Annotated in this window: 17 protein-coding genes; 11 read left to right on the top strand and 6 right to left on the bottom strand. The window is 70.2% G+C overall.

The window, feature by feature from the left end; all coding sequences use genetic code 11:
• Window positions 1–145: 145 nt before the first annotated feature.
• Both ACI2LW_RS11760 and ACI2LW_RS11755 read right to left on the bottom strand, forming a co-directional pair.
• Window positions 146–1,654, bottom strand: coding sequence for a glycosyltransferase family 87 protein (locus tag ACI2LW_RS11760; protein ID WP_404731028.1), 1,509 nt, complete (start codon window positions 1,652–1,654; stop codon window positions 146–148).
• A gap of 107 nt (window positions 1,655–1,761) precedes the next feature.
• Window positions 1,762–4,470 (bottom strand): transglycosylase domain-containing protein, encoded by a 2,709-nt coding sequence (locus ACI2LW_RS11755; protein WP_404731027.1) that lies wholly within the window; start codon window positions 4,468–4,470, stop codon window positions 1,762–1,764.
• Window positions 4,471–4,866: 396 nt separating this feature from the next.
• On the opposite strand from ACI2LW_RS11755, the gene ACI2LW_RS11750 reads away from it, so the two are divergent.
• The 4 genes from ACI2LW_RS11750 to ACI2LW_RS11735 all read left to right on the top strand — a co-directional run bounded on the left by ACI2LW_RS11750 (window position 4,867) and on the right by ACI2LW_RS11735 (window position 8,638).
• Window positions 4,867–5,550, top strand: coding sequence for a helix-turn-helix transcriptional regulator (locus tag ACI2LW_RS11750; protein ID WP_404731026.1), 684 nt, complete (start codon window positions 4,867–4,869; stop codon window positions 5,548–5,550).
• Between the two features lie 45 nt (window positions 5,551–5,595).
• Window positions 5,596–6,678: an inositol-3-phosphate synthase gene (locus tag ACI2LW_RS11745; protein ID WP_404731025.1), complete on the top strand. Its 1,083-nt coding sequence runs from the start codon at window positions 5,596–5,598 to the stop codon at window positions 6,676–6,678.
• An 81-nt stretch (window positions 6,679–6,759) separates the two neighbouring features.
• The gene (locus tag ACI2LW_RS11740) at window positions 6,760–8,037 is read left to right on the top strand and encodes an MFS transporter (protein ID WP_404731024.1); all 1,278 of its coding nucleotides are present in this window, start codon (window positions 6,760–6,762) and stop codon (window positions 8,035–8,037) included.
• A gap of 112 nt (window positions 8,038–8,149) precedes the next feature.
• Window positions 8,150–8,638 (top strand): hypothetical protein, encoded by a 489-nt coding sequence (locus tag ACI2LW_RS11735; RefSeq protein ID WP_404731023.1) that lies wholly within the window; start codon window positions 8,150–8,152, stop codon window positions 8,636–8,638.
• A 151-nt stretch (window positions 8,639–8,789) separates the two neighbouring features.
• Here ACI2LW_RS11735 and ACI2LW_RS11730 read toward each other — a convergent pair whose 3' ends face one another.
• The gene (locus ACI2LW_RS11730; protein ID WP_404731022.1) at window positions 8,790–10,265 is read right to left on the bottom strand and encodes a CCA tRNA nucleotidyltransferase; all 1,476 of its coding nucleotides are present in this window, start codon (window positions 10,263–10,265) and stop codon (window positions 8,790–8,792) included.
• Window positions 10,266–10,572: 307 nt separating this feature from the next.
• Here ACI2LW_RS11730 and ACI2LW_RS11725 point away from each other — a divergent pair, with 307 nt between their 5' ends.
• From ACI2LW_RS11725 to trxA, 7 genes are all read left to right on the top strand, one after another.
• Entirely contained in the window at window positions 10,573–13,161 is a 2,589-nt protein-coding gene (locus ACI2LW_RS11725) for a DUF6049 family protein (protein ID WP_404731021.1), read from the top strand.
• Between the two features lie 45 nt (window positions 13,162–13,206).
• Window positions 13,207–15,576, top strand: coding sequence for a murein biosynthesis integral membrane protein MurJ (murJ, locus tag ACI2LW_RS11720; protein ID WP_404731020.1), 2,370 nt, complete (start codon window positions 13,207–13,209; stop codon window positions 15,574–15,576).
• Between the two features lie 117 nt (window positions 15,577–15,693).
• Window positions 15,694–17,394 (top strand): protein kinase family protein, encoded by a 1,701-nt coding sequence (locus tag ACI2LW_RS11715; protein ID WP_404731019.1) that lies wholly within the window; start codon window positions 15,694–15,696, stop codon window positions 17,392–17,394.
• Window positions 17,395–17,462: 68 nt separating this feature from the next.
• Window positions 17,463–18,188 carry an RNA polymerase sigma factor SigM gene (gene sigM / locus ACI2LW_RS11710; protein ID WP_404731018.1) on the top strand — a complete coding sequence of 242 codons (726 nt, stop codon included), beginning with the start codon at window positions 17,463–17,465 and terminating at the stop codon, window positions 18,186–18,188.
• Window positions 18,185–19,069, top strand: a complete 885-nt coding sequence (locus ACI2LW_RS11705; RefSeq protein WP_404731017.1) for an anti-sigma factor family protein — start codon at window positions 18,185–18,187, stop codon at window positions 19,067–19,069. Before sigM ends, ACI2LW_RS11705 begins: the two co-directional genes overlap by 4 nt.
• Window positions 19,070–19,237: 168 nt before the next feature.
• The gene (trxB, locus tag ACI2LW_RS11700; protein ID WP_404731016.1) at window positions 19,238–20,212 is read left to right on the top strand and encodes a thioredoxin-disulfide reductase; all 975 of its coding nucleotides are present in this window, start codon (window positions 19,238–19,240) and stop codon (window positions 20,210–20,212) included.
• A gap of 44 nt (window positions 20,213–20,256) precedes the next feature.
• Entirely contained in the window at window positions 20,257–20,589 is a 333-nt protein-coding gene (trxA, locus tag ACI2LW_RS11695; RefSeq protein ID WP_030049453.1) for a thioredoxin, read from the top strand.
• An 89-nt stretch (window positions 20,590–20,678) separates the two neighbouring features.
• Here the strand turns inward: trxA and ACI2LW_RS11690 are convergent, their stop codons facing one another.
• The 3 genes from ACI2LW_RS11690 to ACI2LW_RS11680 all read right to left on the bottom strand — a co-directional run bounded on the left by ACI2LW_RS11690 (window position 20,679) and on the right by ACI2LW_RS11680 (window position 23,678).
• Window positions 20,679–21,296, bottom strand: coding sequence for a GNAT family N-acetyltransferase (locus ACI2LW_RS11690; RefSeq protein ID WP_404731015.1), 618 nt, complete (start codon window positions 21,294–21,296; stop codon window positions 20,679–20,681).
• Window positions 21,297–21,504: 208 nt separating this feature from the next.
• Window positions 21,505–22,608: a ParB/RepB/Spo0J family partition protein gene (locus tag ACI2LW_RS11685; RefSeq protein ID WP_404731014.1), complete on the bottom strand. Its 1,104-nt coding sequence runs from the start codon at window positions 22,606–22,608 to the stop codon at window positions 21,505–21,507.
• Window positions 22,605–23,678: a ParA family protein gene (locus tag ACI2LW_RS11680; RefSeq protein WP_404731169.1), complete on the bottom strand. Its 1,074-nt coding sequence runs from the start codon at window positions 23,676–23,678 to the stop codon at window positions 22,605–22,607. Before ACI2LW_RS11680 ends, ACI2LW_RS11685 begins: the two co-directional genes overlap by 4 nt.
• Window positions 23,679–24,136 lie beyond the last annotated feature (458 nt).

Here is a 24,136-nt window from a genome sequence, read left to right as displayed (position 1 = left end):
ACCGCCGGGGGGTCGTGAACCGCTAGGGGGCGGGGACCGCCAGGGGGCGCGCCGCTCGCCGGCGCATCGCCGCGACGCGAAGGGCCGTACACGGCAGGCACCGTGTACGGCCCTTCGCACACCCGCACGCGGAGGCCGTGTTCGCTCAGAGCGAACCGTCGCCCGGAGGGATCGCGCCCCGGCTGCCCCACTCCACCGGGGGCGCTTCGAACTGGGCGGCGTGGCGCGGCGGATGGGCCGCCGTGCCGAGGACGAAGACGTCCGGGGCGCCGTCGAGGACACCGCCCGAGGGATCGTCGTCCCCGGCGCGGCGCACCACGTCCCGGTCCGGCAGGAGGATGTCGCGCACGACGACGGCGCACAGGTAGGCCGTGCCCACCAGGTGCACGGCGATGGCCCAGTGGTAGCCGTCGGTGGGCAGGCCCTTGTGGGCGTCGCCGCTGGTCGTGTAGGCGAGGTACATCCAGATGCCGAGGAAGTACGCCACCTCGCACGCCTGCCAGATCAGGAAGTCGCGCCATTTGGGGCGGGCCAGCGCGGCCAGCGGGACCAGCCACAGGACGTACTGCGGGGAGTACACCTTGTTGGTGAGGATGAACGCCGCCACCACCAGGAAGGCCAGTTGCGCGAAGCGCGGCCGGCGCGGGGCGGTCAGGGTCAGCGCCGCGATCCCCAGGAAGCTCAGTACCACCAGCACCGTGGCGGTGGTGTTGACGAAGTCGGTGCTGGGCGGGCTGCTGGTGTTCTGGGCCCAGATCAGCCAGAAGGAACCGAAGTCGACGCCGCGGTCGTGGCTGAACTTGTAGAACTGCCACCAGCCGTCCGTGGCGAAGGCCATCACCGGCAGATTGACCGCCAGCCAGGCGACGACCGCGCCCGCCAGCGCCCTGCCGAAGTCCCGCCACCTGCCCGCACGCCAGCACAGCAGGAACAGGGGGCCGAGGAGGAAAACGGGATACAGCTTGGCGGCCGTGGCGAGCCCCAGGAGAACGCCGAAGGCGAGGGACCGGCCCCGGGACCACATCAGCATCGCCGCGGCCGTCAGAGCGACCGCCAGCAGGTCCCAGTTGATGGTGGCGGTCAGCGCGAACGCGGGCGCCAGAGCGACCAGCAGGCCGTCCCAGGGCCGCCGCGCGTGCGTACGGGCCACGCAGACGGCGATGACGGCCGCGCACACCATCAGCAGTCCGGCGTTGACCATCCAGTACCACTGCTCCTGGTGCTGGATGGTGCCGGTGCCCGGCGTGAGCCAGGCGGCGACCTCCATGAACACCCCGGTCAGCACCGGGTATTCGAGGTAGGGCATGTCGCCGGGCAGCTTGTCGAAGTAGGGCACCAGGCCGTCGGCGAAGCCACGCCCCTGGTAGAGGTGCGGGATGTCCGAGTAGCAGGCCTTGGTGTACTGCGAGCTGGCGCCGAAGAACCAGGCGCTGTGATAGCAGGGCGCCTTCTGGACCAGGCCGAGCGCGAACATGCCGATCGCCACCAGCGCGACGACCCGCAGGGGAGTCCACCAGGACGTCCCGAGCAGAGCACGCCGGCCGATGGGGCCGCCGATCAGCTCACTGCCGGCCGCGGCGACCTCGTCCTCCCTGGTCGGCCGCACCGGCTCGGGCTCGTGCACGCTCGCTGGCGTCGATTCAGCACTGGGCATGCGGACATCCTGCCGTACGCGGCCGGGAAAGCGCCGTGGGCCGCCGCACCCGATCGGTGCGACGGCCCACGTTTCACGTGAAACAGGCTCGCCGGGCGGCGAAGCCGTCAGGTGCCGGTCCCTCCGAAGATGCCTCCGTTGCCATTGCCCCGGGGACCGCCATTGCCTCCGGGACCGCCGTTGCCGCCGTTGACTCCGGAGTCGGTCGGCGACGGTGTCGGCGTGATGCCCCCGTCGGCGCCACCGTTGCCGTTCTGGCCCCCGTTGTCGGAGCAGCCGAAGAAGCCGCAGTTCGACGACTGGGTCGGCGAGGGCGTCGGGGTGATCCGCGTCCGGCTCGGCGTGGGGGACGGGGTCGGGCTCGGCTCCTGGCTCTGGCTGACCGAGGGGCTGGGCGTCGGGCTCGGAGCGGCGTTGACGATCTCGCCGATGGGCCCGGGAGCCGGGAAGGACTCCGCCGGCTCGCCCTTGAGCGCCTGGAGCATGTAGTCGTGCCAGATCTCCGAGGGGAACGAGGCGCCGTGGATCTTCTCCTGCCCACCCGTGCCGTACATCTCCAGGAACGTGCGCGACTTGTTCTCCGCGTTGTCGTCCATCCGGAACATGCTGATCGCGGTGGACAGCTGCGGGGTGTAGCCGACGAACCAGGCGGACTTGTTGCCGTCCGTCGTACCGGTCTTGCCGGCCACGTCACGGCCGGGCAGCCGGGCGTTGGTACCCGTGCCCTTCTCGACCACCGTCTTCAGCACGTCGGTGACGTTGTCGGCGACGTTGGCGGTGAAGGCCTGCTTGGCCGCGCTCTTGTGCTCGTAGACCAGACCGTCCTTGTCCTCGATCTTCGTGACGGAGAACGGGTCGTTCTGCTTGCCGCTGGCCGCGAAGGTCGCGTACGCGCCCGCCATGCGAATGGCGCTGGGGTCGGAGATGCCGATGGAGAAGGACGGGTAGGTGGTTCCGGTCAGGCTGCTCTTGAGCAGGCCCGCGTCCAGCGCCGCCTGCTTCACCTTGTCCAGGCCCACATCCATGCCGAGCTGGACGAAGGCGGAGTTCACCGACTCCCGCATCGCCTCGCGCAGGTCGATCATGTAGTTGGGCGGGGTGCCGTACGACTCACCGCCGTCGTTGGTCTGCAGCCACTCCTCGCCCTTCTCGTTCCTCCAGATGTCGCCGTTGTACTCCTTGATCTTGAGCTTGTTCTTGCCGCTGAAGCGGCTCTTGGGCGAGACCTGGGTGCGCTCGTCCTGGGCCTGCGTCTCGTCGCCGTCCGGGTTGCGGACACCGTCGCGCATGGCCGCCGCGAGCACGAACGGCTTGAACGTGGAGCCGACCTGCGCACCGGTGGCGTCGGCGTTGTTGGTGAAGTGCTTGGTCCAGTCCTCGCCGCCGTAGATCGCCTTGATGGCGCCCGAGGCCGGGTCCACCGAGGCGCCGCCGAACTGGACGAACTTGTCGGTCTTCGGGCGCAGCTTCGGCTTGATGTTGGCCTTCTGGACCCTCTGGACGGCGGTCTTGAGCTCCTCGACCTTCTTCTTGTCGAAGGTCGTGTGGATCCGGTAGCCGCCCAGCTGGAGCTGGTCCGCGGTGATCTTGGTGTTGTGGACCACGTAGCCCTTGGCGAGGTCGACGAGGTAGCCGATCTGGCCGCTGAGCCGGGTGTTGGCCCGGGGGCTCTGCACACGGGGGAGTCCGGGGTACTTCGCCCGCTCGGCGGCGCTCAGGTGGCCGTACTCGACCATCTTGTTCAGCGTGTCCTGCATCTGGCCGAGGGCCCGTCGCTTGTTGGCCTCCGGGGTGGCCGCCGGGTCGATCGACACGGCGCCGGCCGGGTCGTAGTAGGTGGCGCCCTTGAGCATCGCCGCGAGGAAGGCGCACTCGCCCGCGTTCAGGTCCTTGGAGTCCTTGTTGAAGTACGCGCGCGACGCCGCCTGGATGCCGTAGGCACCCCTGCCGTAGTAGGCCGAGTTGAGGTAGCCCTCCATGATCTCGTCCTTCTTGAACGTGGCGCCCACCTTGATGGAGATGAAGATCTCCTTGAACTTGCGGGACAGCGTCTGGGACTGGTCGTCCAGCCGGGCGTTCTTCACGTACTGCTGGGTGATGGTGGAGCCACCCTGCGTCTGGCCGCCCGTGGCCATGTTGAACACCGCGCGCGCGATGCCCTTGGGGTCGATGCCGCTGTCGGTGTAGAAGGTCTTGTTCTCCTGGGAGACGACGGCGTACTGCATCGCCTTCGGGATGTCCGAGAGGTTGACGATCTGGCGGTTGACCTCACCGCCGGTCCGCACCATCTCGCTGCCGTCGGACCAGTAGTAGACGTTGTTCTCGGCCTTGGCGGTGTCCGCGACGTTCGGCACGGAGACCATGGCGTAGCCGATGCCGGCGACGGCCACCAGGCTGCCGAGGAAGCCGATGAACAGGCCGGTGACGAGCTTCCAGGACGGCATCCAGCGGCGCCAGCCGTACTTGCCGGCGCGCGGGTAGTCGATGAACCGCTTCCTGGCCTCGGGCGCCGCGCGCCCTCTGCCGCGCCCGGGCCCGTTCGGCCCGCCCGGCCGGCCTGGGTCGGCGCCTCTGCGGCGCCCTCCCCCTCTCTGGGCAGCGCGCCGGGCCTCGGCACGGCTGCCGTAGGGACGCTCCGCACCCCCCGTGCCATACCCGCCCGGCCCCTGGGCACCGGACCCATAGGAGTCGGCGGGAGACCCGGTGGCGCCTCGCGGTGCCGCCCGGCGGCCGGAGGACGGGCCGGACTGGCCGCGTCGGGCCGCGGCACGTCCGCCTCCCTGCGGCTGCGGCGGTTTGCGACGGTGCTCGCTCATCGAACGACTACTCCTCGGGCAGGCGCACCCTTGCGCGCCTGGAAACGGCGGCTGGTTTCCGGTCCCCCCGAAGTACGGATGCGGTCGATCGCGCATTCACCCGTACTGCACCGGGGACGATGACGTCCCCGAGCGTCACTCGGTTCCCGGTGGTGTGCATGGCGCACAGACTACGCACCGCCAAAACCCCCCGGGCTCCGAAGTTCACCCCAAATCAGGCAACTTGCCTCCAACGAAACGGTGATGTGATCCCGTTCACCCTCTCCCCCCTTGTCGCACACGAAGCGTCGTTCTATCGTCGTGATGTATCGAGTCGATACATCAGCGCGACATAAGGACCGTCACGGCACCCAGGACGGCACCCGCCGTCCGGGGCGCGGCAGAGAGGAGGCGACGATGGGCCGGCGTTCCGGGATCCTCGAGTTCGCCGTACTCGGCCTGCTCCGCGAGTCCCCGATGCACGGCTATGAGCTGCGCAAACGGCTCAACACGTCGCTGGGAGTGTTCCGCGCGTTCAGCTACGGGACGCTCTATCCCTGCCTCAAGACGCTGGTCGCGAACGGCTGGTTGACCGAGGAACCGGGGAACACCTCCGAGGACGCCCTCGCCACCCCCCTGGCCGGCCGCCGGGCCAAGATCGTCTACCGGCTGACGGCGGAGGGCAAGGAGCACTTCGAGGAGCTGCTCTCCCAGACGGGTCCCGACACGTACGACGACGAGCACTTCGCCGCGCGGTTCGCCTTCTTCGGGCAGACGTCGCGCGACGTACGCATGCGCGTGCTCGAGGGCCGCCGCAGCCGGCTGGAGGAGCGCCTGGAGAAGATGCGCGCCTCGCTGGCGCGCACCCGCGAGCGCCTCGACGACTACACCCTCGAGCTCCAGCGCCACGGGATGGAGTCCGTGGAGCGCGAAGTGCGCTGGCTGAACGAGCTCATCGAGAGCGAGCGGGCCGGGCGGGACCTCAAGGGGTCCGCCCCGGGGGGACCCGCCCAGCAGGACACCACAACTGGAGCGACGGGCGGCCTGCCCCGGTCCGGGGAGCCTTCCCGGCCGGATACGCCCGACGACACCGCCACGTGAGGTCCCGTCGGGGCTTCACCGAGTACACACAGGGAGCAACCGCCAATGGGTTCGGTTCGCGTAGCCATCGTCGGCGTGGGCAACTGCGCCGCGTCGCTGGTGCAGGGCGTCGAGTACTACAAGGACGCCGACCCGGCCTCCAAGGTCCCGGGCCTCATGCACGTGCAGTTCGGCGACTACCACGTGCGTGACGTCGAGTTCGTCGCCGCCTTCGACGTCGACGCGAAGAAGGTGGGCCTGGACCTCGCCGACGCCATCGGTGCCTCGGAGAACAACACCATCAAGATCTGCGACGTTCCCTCCACCGGCGTGACGGTGCAGCGCGGCCACACCCTGGACGGTCTGGGCAAGTACTACCGCCAGACCATCGAGGAGTCCGCCGAGGAGCCGGTCGACGTCGTCCAGGTCCTCAAGGACAAGCAGGTCGACGTGCTCGTGTGCTACCTGCCCGTGGGCTCCGAGGACGCGGCGAAGTTCTACGCCCAGTGCGCGATCGACGCCAAGGTCGCCTTCGTCAACGCCCTCCCGGTCTTCATCGCCGGCACCAAGGAGTGGGCGGACAAGTTCACCGAGGCGGGCGTCCCGATCGTCGGCGACGACATCAAGTCGCAGGTCGGCGCCACCATCACGCACCGGGTCATGGCCAAGCTGTTCGAGGACCGCGGTGTCATCCTGGACCGCACGATGCAGCTGAACGTCGGCGGCAACATGGACTTCAAGAACATGCTCGAGCGCGAGCGCCTGGAGTCCAAGAAGATCTCCAAGACCCAGGCCGTCACCTCGCAGATCCCCGACCGGGAGCTCGGCGAGAAGAACGTCCACATCGGCCCGTCCGACTACGTGGCCTGGCTCGACGACCGCAAGTGGGCCTACGTCCGCCTCGAGGGCCGCGCCTTCGGCGACGTCCCGCTGAACCTGGAGTACAAGCTCGAGGTCTGGGACTCCCCGAACTCGGCCGGCGTCATCATCGACGCCCTGCGCGCCGCGAAGATCGCCAAGGACCGCGGCATCGGCGGCCCGATCCTGTCGGCGTCCTCCTACTTCATGAAGTCCCCGCCGGTCCAGTACTTCGACGACGAGGCCCGCGAGAACGTCGAGAAGTTCATCCGCGGCGACGTCGAGCGCTGACGCGATCCGCTCCTGCCAGGGCCGCCGAGGGTCCCCGGGCATCCGTCCCGGGGACCCTCGGCGTATGTGAGGCTGTGCCGCATGTCCGTCGTCCGTGACCTGCGCGTCCTGCTGCGGCTGCGGGACTTCCGGCGCCTGCTCGCCGTGCGGCTGCTCTCCCAGGGCGCCGACGGGGTGTACCAGGTCGCGCTCGCCGCCTACGTCGTCTTCTCCCCGGAGCGGCAGACCTCCGCGGCGGCGATCGCCTCCGCGATGGCGGTACTGCTGCTGCCCTACTCCCTGGTCGGCCCCTTCGCCGGAGTGCTGCTGGACCGCTGGCGGCGGCGCCAGGTGTTCCTCCACGGCAACCTGGTGCGCGCGGTGCTGGCCGCGGGCACCGCCGTGCTGATGGCCGCGGCGGTCCCGTCCTGGCTCTTCTACGTCTCCGCGCTGTGCGTCACCGCCGTCAACCGCTTCGTCCTGTCCGGCCTGTCCGCCGCGCTGCCCCGCGTGGTCGACGCCAAGCGGCTGGTGATGGCCAACTCCCTGTCCCCCACCGCCGGGTCACTGGCCGCGTTCGCGGGCGGCGGCCTGGCCTTCGTCCTGCGGCTGACGGGAGCCGACTCCGATGCCGCCGCGGTGCTGCTGGGCGCCGCCCTCTATCTGTGCGCCGCCCTCGCCTCGCTGCTCATCGCCCCCGCCCTGCTCGGTCCCGACCGGACGCCGGTACGGCCACGGCTGGGCGCGGCCCTGACCGGCACCGCGCGCGACCTGGCGGCCGGGGTGCGCCACCTCCTCCAACCGCCGCGCAGACCCGCCGCCTGGGCCCTGGCCTCGATGACCCTCATGCGCTTCTGTTACGGCGCGCTGACGGTCATGGTGCTGATGCTGTGCCGCTACGGGCTGACGTCGGGCACGAAGGAAGGACTGCGCCTGCTCGGCCTCGCCCTGGGCGTCTCGGGCGCCGGGTTCTTCGCGGCGGCCCTGGTGACACCCTGGGCGGCGGGCCGGCTCGGGCCGGTGCGCTGGATCGTGGTGTGCGCCGCGTCCGCCGCGGTGCTCGAACCCGCCCTCGGCCTGCCGTTCGCCGCCGGGCCGCTGCTGGTGGCGGCCTTCGTCCTCGGCCTGACCACCCAGGCCGCGAAGATCGCCACCGACACGGTGGTGCAGTCGGCGGTCGAGGACGGCTACCGCGGCCGGATCTTTTCCGTGTACGACGTGCTGTTCAACGTCGCCTTCGTCGGCGCCGCGGGCGTGGCCGCGCTGATGCTTCCGCCCGACGGCCGCTCGGTCGCGCTGGTGGTCACGATCGCCGTTATCTACGGAGCGGTTGCGATGACTATGGCCCGCTTTGGTCCGCGGCGAGTGTCACATCAGTGACACAGAACCCGGGGGGAGTTACAGCGTTGTCAGTGCGGGCCTGTAGCTTACGTGCGTCTTATTTCGACGCCATGTTCGCGTCATCCTGCCTAAGTTCCAGGGGGGAACCCTAGTGACCACTCCGCCGCCCCAGGGCCAGAACCCGCACGCCCAGGCGCCCACCGCTCCCATGGGGCAGCAGCCCGGTCAGCCGGGGGCCCCGCAGCAGCCGTACGCCCCCTTCCCGCAGCAGCAGGGCGCGCCGGTGCCCCCGCCGCCGGCACCGGCCAAGCGCGGCGGCAAGAAGGCGCTGCGCATCCTCGGAACCATCGCCGTGCTGATCGTGGTCGGTGTCATCAAGTTCGGCATCGGCTGGTGGATGAACGAGACGGACGCCGAGACCACCTCGGTGGGCGCCTGCATGCACAACGACGGCACGGACTCCAACGCCGACCTCAACGAGGTCGACTGCTCCTCGAGCGAGGCCCAGTACAAGGTCGTCCAGAAGTTCGACGACACCAGCGACGAGAACAAGTGCAAGGGCGTCGCCGACGCTCCGGTCTGGTACGTGCAGTCCGGCAGCGGTCACGACGTGGTGCTCTGCCTGAAGGAAACCAAGTAGTACCCGGCTGGCCAGCTCTCCGTGCCGGCTGGTCCATGCCGCTGCTCCATGCGGAAGGGGCGATGTTTCACGTGAAACATCGCCCCTTCCGCATGAGCCCTTCCGTCGACCCGGTCATGTTTCACGTGAAACATGACCGGGCCTCCCGGTCTCAGCCCGCCTCGGGCTGCTGGGCCCACCACTCCTTGAGAGCGGTCACGGCGGCGTCCCGTCCCATCGGACCGTGCTCCAGCCTCAGCTCCAGCATGTGCTGGTAGGCCCTGCCCACCACCGGGCCGGGCTTGATCCCCAGGATCTCCATGATCTGGTTGCCGTCGAGGTCCGGACGGATGGCGTCGAGCTGCTCCTGCTCCCTGAGCTCCGCGATGCGCTGCTCGAGACTGTCGTAGGCGCGGGAGAGCGCGGCCGCCTTGCGCTTGTTGCGGGTCGTGCAGTCGGAGCGTGTCAGCTTGTGCAGCCGATCGAGCAGGGGCCCGGCGTCGCGGACGTAGCGGCGGACCGCCGAGTCCGTCCACTCCCCGGTGCCGTAGCCGTGGAACCGCAGGTGCAGCTCGACCAGCCGCGATACGTCCTTGACCAGCTCGTTGGGGTACTTCAGCGCCGTCAGGCGCTTCCTGACCATCTTCGCTCCCACCACCTCGTGGTGGTGGAAGGAGACCCGGCCGTCCTTCTCGAAACGGCGGGTGCGCGGCTTGCCGATGTCGTGCAGCAGCGCGGCCAGCCGGAGAGTGAGGTCGGGACCCTCCTCCTCCAGGGCGATCGCCTGCTCCAGGACGATCAGCGTGTGGTCGTAGACGTCCTTGTGCCGGTGGTGCTCGTCGCTCTCCAGCCGCAGCGCCGGCAGCTCGGGCAGGACGTGGTCGGCGAGACCGGTGTCGACGAGCAGGGTCAGGCCCTTGCGGGGGCGCGAGGAGAGGATCAGCTTGTTCAGCTCGTCGCGGACCCGCTCGGCGGAGACGATCTCGATGCGCCCGGCCATCTCGGTCATCGCCGTGACGACCTCGGGGGCGACCTCGAAGTCGAGCTGTGCGGCGAAGCGAGCGGCCCGCATCATGCGCAGCGGGTCGTCGGAGAAGGAGTCCTCCGGTGTGCCGGGCGTCCGCAGCACACGCGCCGCCAGATCGCCGAGCCCGCCGTGCGGGTCGATGAACCTCTTCTCCGGCAGGGCCAAAGCCATGGCGTTGACCGTGAAGTCGCGCCGGACGAGGTCCTCCTCGATCGAGTCGCCGTACGACACCTCGGGCTTGCGCGAGGTGCGGTCGTAGGCCTCGGACCGGTAGGTGGTCACCTCGATCTGGAAGCGCCGGTCGACGCCGGCGACCCGGGCCTCCTTCTGGGCGCCGACCGTGCCGAACGCGATCCCGACGTCCCAGACCGCGTCGGCCCACGGGCGCACGATCTTCAGTACGTCCTCGGGCCGGGCATCGGTCGTGAAGTCCAGGTCGTTGCCGAGCCTGCCGAGCAGGGCGTCCCGGACCGAGCCGCCGACCAGGGCGAGTGAGAACCCGGCCTCCTGGAATCGGCGCGCGAGGTCGTCGGCGACGGGAGCCACCCTCAGCAGTTCGCTCACCGCGCGCTGCTGCACCTGGCTCAGGGACGTGGGAGTGTCTTCGTTGGCGTTCGGCACAACAGAAGAGGGTACGTGGCCGGGGCGCCCGGCCGCGCGGCCATTGAACGGCGTGGACACCCGCCGGGGGAGCCCGGAGCATTACCCGCCGCACCGGTGGACAGCTCCTCCGACAAGGACCCCGAACACCCCGAACACCGCTTTTGTGACGTACGGAACAGCTGCGCCGGATCCGTGCGCATACGGGCGCTCCGGCCCGCTCCCCCGATCTTGGAGGCGCCTCCGCGGCACGTACCCTCGGCGCACCTCGTTACCATGCGGGGACGCACATTCCGACGACCACTGACGACGAGGGACGGGCGAGCGCGTGGCCGAGGCGGCAGACTTCCAGGGGAGCAGTCCCTCACCTGCCCGCCGCAGACTGCGGCGGGCCGGGGCACTGATCGCCGGGGCGCCCCTGCTGGCCGGTCTGCTGCAGCTGTCCGCCGCGCCCTCCGCCCATGCGGGCGGCCAGGACTCCGCCCGGGCCGCCTCCGGCTCGGGCACGGTCTCCGTCTCCCTCGACGCGCTCACCCCCAGCGTGCCCTCCGACGGGGACACCCTGACCGTCTCCGGCACCGTCACCAACAACGGCAAGCAGGCGGTCACCGGCGCGCACGTGGGCCTGCGCGTGGGCCCCGAGCTGGACACCCGCTCGGCGATCGAAGAGATCGCCCGGCGCGCCGAGTTCGTGCCGGGTGCCGACGGGCCCGAGGTCGGCGGCAAGTACGTCCAGAAGTTCTCCCGGCTCGGCCCGGGCGTCGCGGAACACTTCAGCATCTCCGTACCGGTCGACAAGCTGAATCTGGGCTCGGACGGGGTGTACGAGTTCTCCGTCTCACTGTCCGGCCAGACCTCCGCACGGCCCTGGGAACAGGTGCTGGGCATCCAGCACACGTTCCTGCCCTGGCAGCCCGACGAGGCGGGCACCAAGACCAAGACGACCTATCTGTGGCCGCTGGTGTCCACCGTGCACATGACGGCGGAGACGGGCGCGGGCGAACAGCAGACGCGGTACTTCCTGAACGACGATCTCGCCAAGGACATCGCCCCCGGCGGCCGTCTGGCGCAGATGCTGTCCCTGGGCAAGGAGCTCGACGTCACCTGGGTCATCGATCCGGACCTGCTGGCCTCGGTCGACGCCATGACGCGCAACTACCGCATCCGCACCGCCGGCGGTGACTCCGTCGCGGGCACCCACCAGGCGGTCGCCAAGCAATGGCTCGCCGAGCTGCAGCAGGCGGTCGCGGGCAAGGAGGTCGTGGCACTGCCCTTCGCCGACCCGGACCTGGCCTCCCTCGCCCACAACGGCACGAGCGTCACCGGCTCCCTGAGCCAGCTCAAGGACGCCACCGATGTCGCCGCCGGCACCGTGGAGACGGTGCTCCACGTGAAACCGAGCACCGACTTCGCCTGGCCGGTGGACGGCGCCGTCGACCCGTCGATCGTCAAGGTCGCCACCTCGGCGGGCGCCGACAAGGTGATCGCGCGCAGCGACAGCCTCCGGGAGACCGGTTCCCTGACCTACACGCCCAACGCGGCCCGCCCGATCGGCGGCGGCACCACGGCGGTCGTCGCGGACGCACGGCTGTCGACGGCCTTCGAGGGCGACATGACCCGGGCCGGCGACGCGACCCTCGCCGTGCAGCGGTTCCTGGCCCAGAGCCTGGAGCTGGACCAGCAGACGGACAAGCAGCGCAGCATCGTCGTCGCCCCGCAGCGCATGCCGTCCGCGAGCCAGGCCCAGGCCATGGCCCAGGCGCTGACCGCCCTGCAGGGCGGCACCTGGTCCCAGCCCCAACCCCTGGCCGCGGCGGCCAAGGCCGGTCCGGACCCCGCGGCCACCACCCGGGTGCCGTCGCGCGCCGACTACCCCTCCTCCCTGCGCAAGCGGGAACTGCGGCGCTCCGCCTTCGCCTCGATCGCACGGACCCAGCACAAGGTCGACAACTTCAAGGTCGTCCTCACCGACGAGTCCCGTGTCGTCACGCCCTTCGGGCGGGCCATGAACCGCGAGATGTCGGCGTCCTGGCGCGGCCGGGCCGGTGAGGCGAGGGACTTCCGCGACGGCGTGGAGGCGTATCTCGATGACATCTCCGAGCAGGTCAAGCTGATCGACAAGTCGGAGACGAAGCTCTCCGGCCGTAGCGCCACCATCCCGGTCACCGTCCAGAACAACCTGGTGCAGGGAGTGCACCACCTGGTGCTGCGGCTGACCTCCACCAACCCCACGCGTCTCAAGATCGGCGGAAAGGCCTACGACGAGCAGCCGGTCGCCGTCGCCGGCGGGCACAGCCAGTCCGTGAAGTTCACCACCTCCGCCAACGCCAACGGCCCGGTCACCGTGATCGCCCAGCTCTACACGCAGGACGGCCAGAAGTACGGCGACCGGATCACCTTCGATGTGAAGGTCACCGAGATCACGGCCACGGTGATGCTGATCATCGGCGGTGGCGTGCTGCTGCTGGTGCTGGCCGGTTTCCGGATGTACACCCAGCGCAGGCGGGCGGCAGCACGCGAGGAGGCCGAAGCCGCGCAGGCGGAGCAGGGAGACGACAGGCCCGCCGGGCGGGACGGCGCGCAGCGGGACGGCGCCGGGCAGGACGGCGCTGATCAGCACAACGGTGGCGAGCAGGACGTCCCTGACCAGCAAAGCGGGCCCGGCACGGCCGACGCGACCGGCGAGCCCGCGGACGCCGGGGCGGCCCGCGGCGCGACGGACGGGACGGAGGACGTGTCCGCGGACGGGAAACGGCTCGAGGAGCCGGAGAACCTCCAGGGGTCCTCGGACCGTCTCAAGAAGAAGTCCGGCACCCGGCACCGGGCGGACGCCCCGGAGCAGCCGAGTGACCCGACACCGGACACCGCAGCGGAAAACGCCGACCCGTCCGGCACGGGTGAGAAAGTGGACCGTTGAGGATGTCGTGGCCCGGAGGGCCCGGGACGATGAGGTGGGGTAACCATGAACGCGCCGTACGACGGTGACCGCGGCCAGGCCGCGGGCAGCTCGGGCTACCCCGACGGCCCGCCGCCCGAGCACGGCCAGGTGCCCCAGCAGCACCCCGCGGACATGTACCTCCAGGACGCCTATACCGAGGACCCCTACCGGGACCAGGACCTCACCGCGCAGGACCCGGTCGGCGAGGCCCTCTACGACCGTGCCGCGCACCCTCCGCCGCCGCCGGACGCCCACGGGCCCCAGCAGCCGCTGTACGGCCGGCCGCCGCAGTCGCCGTACGCCCCCGACCCGCGCGTGTGGGCCCCCACCCCGCCGCCGGAGCCCTCGGGCGCCACCCAGTACCTGCCGTACGGCGAGGACCCCCGCACCACGCAGTTCGTGGGCGTCGACGATCTCGTGAGCAACTCCGGCGAGGAGCGCCACGAGCCCGACGCCTTCGCGCACCTCTTCCGCGACCAGCAGCAGGGCGGCTACCCGGACACCCGGCTCAGCGCGCACACCGGCCCGCGCCAGGACGGGCACCCGGATCCGCGGCAGCACGGCTACCAGCCTCCGCGGCACACCGGCGGCCAGCCGGCCCCCTCGGTTCCCGGCCCCGCACAGGCCCCGGCCGACAGCCAGGGCCCGGCGGGCCGGCACGCGGCCGGCCAGCACGCCGCGGCGGCGACCGCCCCGGCGTCCGCTCCCGCCTCCGCGCAGACCACCGCCGCCGCACCGGCGGCGGCGCCGTCCGCGAAGAAGGGCGGACGGGCCGGCGGCCTGCTGAAGTCGAGCGCCGTGATGGCGGCGGGCACCATGGTCTCCCGCCTCACGGGCTTCATCCGCTCCGCGATGATCGTGGCCGCCCTCGGCACCGCCCTCCTCGGCGACACCTTCCAGGTCGCCTACCAGCTGCCCACGATGATCTACATCCTGACCGTCGGCGGCGGCCTCAACTCCGTGTTCGTCCCGCAGCTGGTGCGCGCCATGAAGGAGGACGAGGACGGGGGCGAGGCGTTCGCCAACCGGCTGCTGACCCTGGTGATCGGGGCGCTGGGCGTACTCACCGCGCTGGCGATGCTCGCGGCTCCGCTCCTGGTCCGGCTGCTGTCCAACCCGGTCGCCAGCGATCCGGCCGCCAACGAGGTGGCCGTCACCTTCACCCGGTACTTCCTGCCCACGATCTTCTTCATGGGCATCCACGTGGTGATGGGCCAGATCCTCAACGCCCGGGGCAGGTTCGGCGCGATGATGTGGACCCCGGTCCTCAACAACATCGTCATCATCGCCACGCTCGGCATGTTCCTGTGGGTCTACGGCACCGCCGCGAACTCCCACATGAACGTCTCCAACATCCCGCCGGCCGGCCAGCGCCTGCTGGGGGTCGGCGTGCTCCTCGGCCTGGTCGTCCAGGCGCTCGCGATGATCCCGTACCTGCGGGAGACCGGTTTCAAGCTCCGTCTGCGCTTCGACTGGCGGGGCCACGGCCTGGGCAAGGCCGCCATGCTCGCCAAGTGGACGGTGCTCTTCGTCCTCGCCAACCAGGCGGGCGCCCTGGTGGTCACCCAGCTCGCCACCGCCGCGGTGAAGGACACCAACCTGCCCGGCACCGGCTTCAGCGCCTACGCCAACGCCCAGCTGATCTGGGGCCTGCCGCAGGCCATCATCACGGTGTCCCTGATGGCCGCGCTGCTGCCGCGCATCTCGCGCTCGGCCGCCGAGGGCGACGCCGGCGCCGTCCGCGACGACATCTCGCAGGGGCTGCGCACGACGGCCGTCGCGATCGTGCCCATCGCCTTCGGCTTCCTCGCCCTGGGCATCCCGATGTGCACGCTGATCTTCGGCTCCTCCGGCACCGGTGCCGCCACCAACATGGGGTACATGCTGATGGCGTTCGCCCTCGGACTGATCCCGTACTCGGTGCAGTACGTCGTCCTGCGGGCCTTCTACGCCTACGAGGACACCCGGACGCCGTTCTACAACACGGTGATCGTGGCCGCGGTCAACGCGGGCGCCTCCGCCCTGTGCTACGTCCTGCTTCCGCCGCGCTGGGCCGTCGCCGGCATGGCCGCCGTGTACGGCCTCGCGTACGCGATCGGCGTGGGCGTCGCCTGGCGCCGGCTCCGCAAGCGGCTGGGCGGCGACCTCGACGGCTCCCGAGTGATGCGGACGTACGCCCGGCTGTGCATCGCCTCGGTGCCCGCGGCCCTCGTCAGCGGCGCCGCCTGCTACGGCATCGGGCACACGCTCGGGCAGGGTGTCCTGGGGTCGTTCGCCGCGCTGCTGGTGGGCGGAGCGCTGCTGCTCGCGATCTTCTTCGTCGCCGCCCGCCGCATGCGCATCGAGGAACTCAACTCGCTCGTGGGCATGGTCCGCGGGCGCCTGGGGCGCTGAGACGGGGTAGGCGCACAACCATCGTCCGCAGCCGTGTGTCGTGCATAGCGGCGGACTGTGGGCACAATTGGTTTCGGCGTCGGACAGCGCGCAACGGATGGGGAGGCAGGAGCGACGGTGGCGGATCGGAGCACGGCTGCCGTCGACGTGGCAGAGAACAGCGGTGACGAGCCGCTGACCGCCAAGGCGGACCAGTCCACGGCCGACGGGGAGGCCCAGAACCGGGAGCGGGACACGGACAGCGAAGAGGCACAGGGGAGCGGCGGGACCGGGCGTCCCGGAGAGAGGGCCTCGGCGCCCGAACTGCACAGCGGGCACAAGCTGGCCAGACGCTACCGCCTCGAGGAGTGCGTCACCCGTCTGGACGGATTCAGCAGTTGGCGCGCGGTCGACGAGAAGCTGCGGCGCGCCGTCGGGGTGCACGTCCTGCCCGCGGACCACTCCCGCGCCCGCTCCGTGCTGGCCGCGGCCCGCTCCTCCGCCCTGCTCGGCGATCCCCGCTTCGTCCAAGTCCTCGACGCCGTCGAGGAGAACGACCTCGTCTACGTCGTCCACGAATGGCTGCCCGACGCCACCGAGCTGACCACGCTGCTGTCCGCCGGCCCCCTGGAGCCGCACGACGCCTACCAGTTGGTCAGCCAGGTCGCCTCCGCGATGGCCGCCGCGCACCGCGAGGGCCTCGCCCACCTCCGGCTCAACCCCAACGCCGTACTGCGCACCTCCAGCGGCCAGTGGCGCATCCGCGGTCTCGCGGTCAACGCCGCGCTGCGCGGCATCAGCTCCGACACCCCCCAGCGCACCGACACCGAGGCGATCGGCGCCCTGCTGTACGCGGCGCTCACCCAGCGCTGGCCGTACGAGAACGACGCCTACGGCCTGTCCGGGCTGCCAAAGGACATCGGTCTCATCCCGCCCGACCAGGTGCGGGCCGGCGTCCACCGAGGCCTGTCCGAGCTGTCCATGCGGGCCCTGGCCAACGACGGCGCCACCGCCTCCCGCCACGAGTCTCCGTGCACCACGCCGGAGGAGCTGGTGAAGGCGATCGGGGAGATGCCGCGCATCCGCCCGCCGGAGCCCGCGTTCACCGCGCCGCCCGAGTACCAGCACACCTCGTACCAGCAGGGCACCTACGGCCGTCCGGCGCCCCACCCGGGCGTCGCCCAGCCGGTCCCCTCCCCGCCGCCCCCGCTGCAGAGCCGTACCGGCAAGGCACTGAAGTGGGCCGTCTCGGCCCTCCTCATCGCCGCGCTGGGCCTGGGCAGCTGGCAGCTCGCGGACGCCCTCATGGACCAGGGCGGCGGCAACAAGAACGACACCCGGACGCAGACGCAGGACGGCAGCGACAAGGACGCCAGGCAGCCGAAGAAGCCGGCCCAGCCGATCGCGATCGCCGGCGCCCATGACTTCGACCCGTTCGGCGACGGCTCGGAAAAGCCCTCCGACATAGGGAAGACCTACGACGGCGACCCGGGCTCCTACTGGCAGACGGACTACTACACGAGTGCGGACTTCGGAAGGCTGAAGTCGGGCCTGGGCGTCATCCTGGACCTCGGAAAGGTGCAGCAGGTCGGATCCGTGACCGTCTCCTTCGTGGGGTCGACGTCCGTGGAACTGCGCACGGCGAACGAGAACAGCGCTACGCAGCCGGCCACGTTGAACAGCTACACCAAGGTCGCCGAGGGGACCGGCACGACCGTGACGCTCAAGCCGGGCAAGTCGCTCAAGACGCGGTATCTGCTGGTCTGGCTCACCAAGCTGCCGTTGCAGACCGACGGCACCTACCGTGCCAGGGTGGCGGACATCAAAGTGACGAGCTGAGCTTCTCCCGCGTCAGCCGGTGATCGAACGGGCTGACGCAAGGAGTCTTCGCTCCGAGGGAGGGGCCGATGGCAGATGGCGCGGGACATGGCGGCGCGAGCGACAGCGACCTGCTGGCCCGCCATGTGGAGGGGGATCCCGACGCCTTCGGTGAGCTGGTGCGGCGGCACCGCGACCGGCTCTGGGCCGTGGCCCTGCGCACCCTGGGCGACCGGGAGGAGGCCGCGGACGCCGTTCAGGACGCGTTCGTCTCGGCCTACCGGGCCGCCCACACCTTCCGCGGGCGGTCGGCCGTCACCACCTGGCTGCACCGGATCACCGTGAACGCCTGCCTGGACCGGGCGCGCAAGGCGGCCACTCGGAAGACGTCACCGGTGGACGACACCGAGCGCCTGGAGCAGCTGCTGGAGCCGCACGAGTCGGCCTCGGCGCCCGTCGAGCGCAACGACGTCCAGCGACAGCTGATCGAGGCGCTGGGCACCCTCCCGCCGGATCAGCGGGCCGCACTGGTGCTCGTGGATATGCAGGGCTATCCCGTCGCCGAGGCGGCCCGCATCCTCGAGGTGCCCACCGGCACGGTGAAGAGCCGGTGCGCCCGGGGCAGAGCCAGACTTCTGCCCCTGCTGACCCATCTGCGGCCGGAAGGCACCGGTGACGGCAAACAACCCGCCGCGGAGCGGAACCGGACGCAGGGAACGCCCGTCCCACCGGCAGCGGACCCCGCGGACAGCAGCGCGAAGGGCACCGGGCCAAGTGATTCGACCACAGTGAAGGGCGGAGGTGGGCGAGCGTGACAGCCACGACGGATACGGCCGGGCACCCGGACGTCACGGAGATCTCCGACCTCACCGAGGGCCTGCTCACCGGTCCACGCGCGGACGACCTGCGCCGGCACCTGTCCGGCTGTGCCTCCTGCGCCGACATGCACGCCTCCCTGGAGGAGATCCGCGGTCTGCTCGGCGCACTGCCGCAGCCCCAGAGCATGCCCGAGGACGTCGCACTGCGCATCGACGCGGCGCTCGCCGCCGAGGCGGAGGTCCCCGCCGAGACGAAGGTCCCCGCTACCGTCCCGCACGTTTCACGTGAAACATCGGCGGCCGACCGTCCCTCCGGCCGCGCGCGCAGCTCCAGCACAGGACCGGGCCGCAAGAACCCCGCCCGGCGCGGGCGGCGCAGGATCGCCGTGCTGGGCTCGGTCCTCGCCGTCGCCGCGCTCGGCGTGACCTCGGTGGTCCTCACCTCCCTGGACGACGGCGAGGGCTCCGGGACCACCGCACACGGCCGGCCGAGCGCCTCCGCCGGCACCTTCGCCGAGGGAACGCTCCAGAACCGGGTCACGGACCTGCTCGGCAAGGCCGGCGCGCCACGCGGCACCACCCGCGCCCCGCACAGTTTCGGTGTGGAGCCCGCGCCGGGCACCGGCAAGCCCAACCTTCTCAAGGACGGAGGCGCCGTCTCCGTCCCGGCGTGCGTCCGTCAGGGCATCGACGACTCGGCCGCTCCGCTGGCGGCCCAGCCGGGCACCTACGAGGGGAAGACCGCCTATCTCGTGGTGCTCCCCGACGCCTCCGGCGACCCCGCGAAGGTCACCGCCTACGTCGTGGACGCCACCTGTGTGCGGCACCCGTCCACCGCGGCCAAGGTCCTTCTGACACACTCCTACGCGCGTTCCTGAGCACGAACGCCTGACCCTCGCTCCCTGTGGTAAGCCGTACCGTGGCGCGCTCCCGTGTGCCCGGGCACGCCGGGAATGCGAGCCCCGTAGGATCCGTTGGGTGGGGTGAGAGCTGTGAGCAAGGCTCCACCGGCCGTACGACACAGTCCAGAGACGAGGAATCAAGCCGTGAGCGACGACGTCCGTAACGTGATCATCATCGGCTCCGGGCCTGCCGGCTACACGGCGGCGCTCTATACCGCGCGCGCGTCGCTGAAGCCCCTGGTCTTCGAGGGCGCTGTCACCGCGGGCGGTGCGCTTATGAACACCACCGAGGTGGAGAACTTCCCGGGCTTCCGCGACGGCATCATGGGCCCCGAGCTAATGGACAACATGCGCGCCCAGGCCGAGCGCTTCGGCGCCGAACTGATCCCGGACGACGTCGTCTCCGTCGACCTCACCGGTGACATCAAGACGGTCACGGACACCGCCGGCACCGTGCACAAGGCGAAGGCCGTCATCGTCACCACGGGCTCCCAGCACCGCAAGCTCGGCCTGCCGAACGAGGACGCCCTCTCCGGACGCGGCGTCTCCTGGTGTGCCACGTGTGACGGCTTCTTCTTCCGGGACCAGGACATCGCCGTGATCGGCGGCGGCGACACCGCGATGGAGGAGGCCACCTTCCTCTCGCGCTTCGCCAAGTCGGTGACGGTCGTCCACCGCCGGGACACCCTGCGCGCCTCCAAGGCGATGCAGGAGCGCGCCTTCGCCGACCCAAAGATCAAGTTCGTCTGGGACAGCGAGGTCGCCGAGATCCAGGGCGAGCAGAAGCTCTCCGGGCTGAAGCTGCGCAACCTGAAGACCGGTGAGCTGTCCGACCTGCCGGTGACGGGTCTGTTCATCGCGATCGGCCACGACCCGCGGACGGAACTCTTCAAGGGCCAGCTCGACCTGGACGAGGAGGGTTACCTCAAGGTCGCCTCGCCGTCCACGCGCACCAACCTCACCGGTGTCTTCGGCGCCGGTGACGTGGTCGACCACACCTACCGCCAGGCGGTCACCGCCGCCGGCACCGGCTGCTCCGCCGCCCTGGACGCCGAACGCTTCCTCGCCGCCCTCGCGGACAACGAGCAGAAGGCCGAGCCCGAGAAGACCTCTGTCTGACCGTCCCACCCACCCCACCGCACGAACCAGTTAAGGAGCCCGCCGTGGCCGGCACCCTGAAGAACGTGACCGACGACTCCTTCGAGCAGGACGTCCTCAAGAGCGACAAGCCCGTCCTGGTGGACTTCTGGGCCGCCTGGTGCGGTCCCTGCCGTCAGATCGCCCCGTCGCTCGAGGCGATCGCCTCCGAGTACGGCGACAAGATCGAGGTCGTCAAGCTGAACATCGACGAGAACCCGGGTACGGCCGCCAAGTACGGCGTGATGTCGATCCCGACGCTGAACGTCTACCAGAACGGTGAGGTCGCCAAGACCATCGTCGGTGCCAAGCCGAAGGCCGCGATCGTCCGCGACCTCGAGGACTTCATCGCCGAGTGACGCTTCTGCCGCCGAACGCGGCGCATGTTTCACGTGAAACACGAATGGGCCAACCCGACCGGGTTGGCCCATTCGCTGTACTGCGGCCGTCACAACGGACGGAGCGCCGGCTCCTTCTGTACAGCCCCCAGCAGCCGGTCGAGCGCCATCTCCACGTCTTCCTTCCAGGAGAGCGTAGACCGCAGTTCCAGCCGCAGCCGCGGGTGTGTGGGGTGGGGCCGGACCGTCTTGAAGCCCACGGCCAGCAAATGGTCCGCCGGCAGCATGCAGGCGGGCTCCTTCCACCGGGCGTCCCCGAACGCCTCGATCGCCTTGAAGCCGCGCCGCAGCAAGTCCTTGGCCACCGTCTGGACCATCACGCGGCCCAGCCCCTGTCCCTGGTAGCCGGGCATGATGAAGCCGGTGATCAACTGGACCGCGTCCGGGGCCACGGGGCTGGTGGGAAACGCCGTGGAGCGGGGCACATAGGCGGGTGGGGCGTAGAGCACGAACCCCACGGGGATGTCATCGACGTAGACGACCCGACCGCACGAGCCCCAGTCCAGCAGGACGGCGGAGAGCCAGGCTTCCTTCTCCAGCGCGGGCGTGCCGGCCTTCACCGCGGCTTCCCCGCTGACGGGGTCCAACTCCCAGAAGACACACGCGCGACAGCGCTTGGGAAGGTCCTGAAGGTTGTCCAGCGTGAGCGGTACGAGCCTACGGCCCATGAAGGCAGTTCCTCGCTTCCTTCGCCCGCGGCGTCACGAGCGGCTGCCGGAGCGGCGTGCTCCGGCGCATGCCGCCATATCCCTACGCATCGTATCCACGAAGCGTTTGCATCGATACTGCCTGAAAGCAAAGAGCGGGCCGTGTTCCGGACACTCCGGACACAGCCCGCCCCTCACCGTGTTCAGCCGAGCTGACAACCCGGGGATCTCAGTCCTCGGCTTCCTCCGTACCGCCGTCCAGCAGGCTCCTCTGCAGCACCGGACCCTCGCCCGGCGCCAGCGTCCCGAGGATGCGCTCCAGATCCTCCATGGAGGCGAACTCCACGGTGATCTTGCCCTTCTTCTGGCCGAGGTCGACCTTCACCCGCGTCTCGAACCGGTCGGACAGCCGGGTCGCCAGATCCGACAGAGCCGGAGAGAGCCGGCCACCGGCACGCGGGCCCTTGGAGCGGGGAGCCGTCTTCGGGCGCGAGCCCATCAGGGTCACGATCTCCTCGACCGCGCGTACCGAGAGGCCCTCGGCCACGATCCGGTGGGCGAGGCGGTCCTGCTCCTCGGAGTCCTCCACGGACAGCAGTGCCCGGGCGTGCCCGGCGGAGAGGACCCCGGCGGCGACCCTGCGCTGCACGGCCGGTGAGAGCTTCAGCAGCCGCAGCGTGTTGGAGACCTGCGGGCGGGAACGGCCGATGCGGTCCGCCAGCTGGTCGTGCGTGCAGTTGAAGTCCTTGAGCAGCTGGTCGTAGGCGGCGGCCTCCTCCAGCGGGTTCAGCTGGGCGCGGTGCAGGTTCTCCAGCAGCGCGTCCAGGAGGAGCTTCTCGTCGTCCGTGGCCCGGACAATGGCCGGGATCGCCTCGAGCCCGGCCTCACGGCAGGCCCGCCAGCGCCGCTCACCCATGATGAGCTCATAGCGGGCGGGACCGAGCTGCCGCACCACGACGGGCTGGAGGAGACCGACCTCCTGGATGGAGGTGACGAGCTCGGCCAGGGCGTCCTCGTCGAACACCTCACGCGGCTGGCGCGGGTTCGGGGTGATGGAGTCCAGCGGGATCTCGGCGAAGTGGGCCCCCATGGGAGGCGCGGGCGCCTCCAGGGAACCATGCGCCGACGACTCCTCCGTTTCACGTGAAACAGAGGGCAGCGTGGTCACCTTCGCCGCCGCCACCCCGCGCTCCCGGTCTCCGGTCAGCACGGGTACGGCCACGGGGGACGTGCCCGCAGCACCCGTCGACTGTGCCGGCGGCTTCTCCCCGGTCGGGGCAGCTGGGATCAGTGCGCCGAGACCACGGCCCAACCCCCTCCGTCGCTCGCTCACTGCATCCCCTCCACCATGCTCGGATCGCTCTGTGCGCCGATGTGGGCCTGGGTCGGGTCATAGCCGACGTTGACGCCCCTCAGCGCGATTTCTCGTGCCGCCTCAAGATAGGAGAGGGCACCGCTCGATCCAGGATCGTAAGTCAGCACCGTCTGCCCGTAGCTCGGGGCCTCGGAGATACGGACGGAGCGGGGAATGCTCGTCCGCAGCACCTCGTCACCGAAGTGGGTGCGCACCTCTTCCGCGACCTGGGACGCCAGGCGCGTCCGGCCGTCGTACATGGTGAGCAGGATGGTCGACACATGCAGGGCGGGGTTGAGGTGCCCCCGGACCAGATCGACATTGCGCAGCAGCTGGCCCAGGCCCTCCAGCGCGTAGTACTCGCACTGGATCGGGATGAGGACTTCCTCACCGGCGACCAGTGCGTTGACCGTCAGCAGGCCCAGCGAGGGCGGGCAGTCGATGAGGATGTAGTCCAGCGGCTGCTCATAGGCCTGAATGGCCCGCTGCAGCCGGCTCTCCCGCGCGACCAGTGACACCAGCTCGATCTCCGCACCGGCGAGATCGATCGTGGCGGGGGCGCAGAAGAGCCCCTCGACATCGGGGACGGGCTGGACGACATCGGCCAGCGGCTTGCTCTCCACCAGCACGTCATAGATCGACGGGACCTCGGCGTGGTGGTCGATGCCCAGTGCGGTGGAGGCGTTGCCCTGCGGGTCGAGGTCGATCACCAGGACGCGGCCGCCGTGCAGGGCGAGCGACGCGGCGAGGTTGACGGTGGTCGTCGTCTTCCCTACGCCGCCCTTCTGATTGGCGACGACGATGACGCGGGTCTGTTCGGGCCGCGGAAGGCCCTCGCCGGCACGGCCCAGAGCCTCGACCGCCAGTTGGGCAGCACGACCGATCGGAGTGTCGTCCATCGGGGGCGGTGTTTCACGTGAAACATCCTCCCCCATCGACTCGGTGCGGGGACCGGGGACCGGATCGGCCATCGGTCCCGCGATGTTGGCGTCGGACCGCAAGGATTCACTCTCCTCGACTTCAAGCTCGCAATGAACAGAGCCTCCCATGCCTTCGGGGTCGCGAACCAGTGAGGCCTGTCCTTCTGTGGAGAAATCCACCTCTGTGGACAACTCCGTTCCCCCTCCGAGTGATCCAAGAGGCTTGCGGTCACGGGGCTGGGCCGCGGTGCGGCCACGGTTGATGATGCCGTGCAGCAGTGAGCGACGTTTCACGTGAAACACGATGACAACAAATTGCCCCTTTTGTGAGCGACACTCCGCCTCGAAGGTGTCCAGCTGCCTCGGTAAACCCCCACGGCACGCCATTTCACCCGGTCGCAGGGCAAGATCGGCACCTCCACACAGTCGCAGGGGCAGGGCACAGTCGAGACGTCCCGGTCGGGTCGTCATGACAGGGGGCGCCCTCCGATCCTTGGGTTCTAGGAGTCGTTGCAACACCCCAGTTCAGGGGATGCGATGGACTTCGAGATCCGTAAGGACCGGACGAAGCCTCAGGGCAGGAAGAA

The sequence above is a fragment of the Streptomyces sp. NPDC004065 genome, from assembly GCF_044903565.1.
GTDB lineage: Bacteria > Actinomycetota > Actinomycetes > Streptomycetales > Streptomycetaceae > Streptomyces.
The sequence above is the reverse complement of the archived record's forward strand: the minus strand, read 5'-3'. Positions and strand labels throughout refer to the sequence as shown.

Excerpts from the sequence above, each read along its gene's own strand:
- ACI2LW_RS11680 (WP_404731169.1), bottom strand. The coding sequence starts at position 23,678 with ATGGGAGGCTCTGTTCATTGCGAGCTTGAAGTCGAGGAGAGTGAATCC.
- murJ (WP_404731020.1), top strand. The coding sequence starts at position 13,207 with ATGAACGCGCCGTACGACGGTGACCGCGGCCAGGCCGCGGGCAGCTCG.
- ACI2LW_RS11760 (WP_404731028.1), bottom strand. The coding sequence starts at position 1,654 with ATGCCCAGTGCTGAATCGACGCCAGCGAGCGTGCACGAGCCCGAGCCG.
- ACI2LW_RS11690 (WP_404731015.1), bottom strand. The coding sequence starts at position 21,296 with ATGGGCCGTAGGCTCGTACCGCTCACGCTGGACAACCTTCAGGACCTT.
- ACI2LW_RS11740 (WP_404731024.1), top strand. The coding sequence starts at position 6,760 with ATGTCCGTCGTCCGTGACCTGCGCGTCCTGCTGCGGCTGCGGGACTTC.
- ACI2LW_RS11750 (WP_404731026.1), top strand. The coding sequence starts at position 4,867 with ATGGGCCGGCGTTCCGGGATCCTCGAGTTCGCCGTACTCGGCCTGCTC.
- sigM (WP_404731018.1), top strand. The coding sequence starts at position 17,463 with ATGGCAGATGGCGCGGGACATGGCGGCGCGAGCGACAGCGACCTGCTG.
- ACI2LW_RS11755 (WP_404731027.1), bottom strand. The coding sequence starts at position 4,470 with ATGAGCGAGCACCGTCGCAAACCGCCGCAGCCGCAGGGAGGCGGACGT.
- ACI2LW_RS11745 (WP_404731025.1), top strand. The coding sequence starts at position 5,596 with ATGGGTTCGGTTCGCGTAGCCATCGTCGGCGTGGGCAACTGCGCCGCG.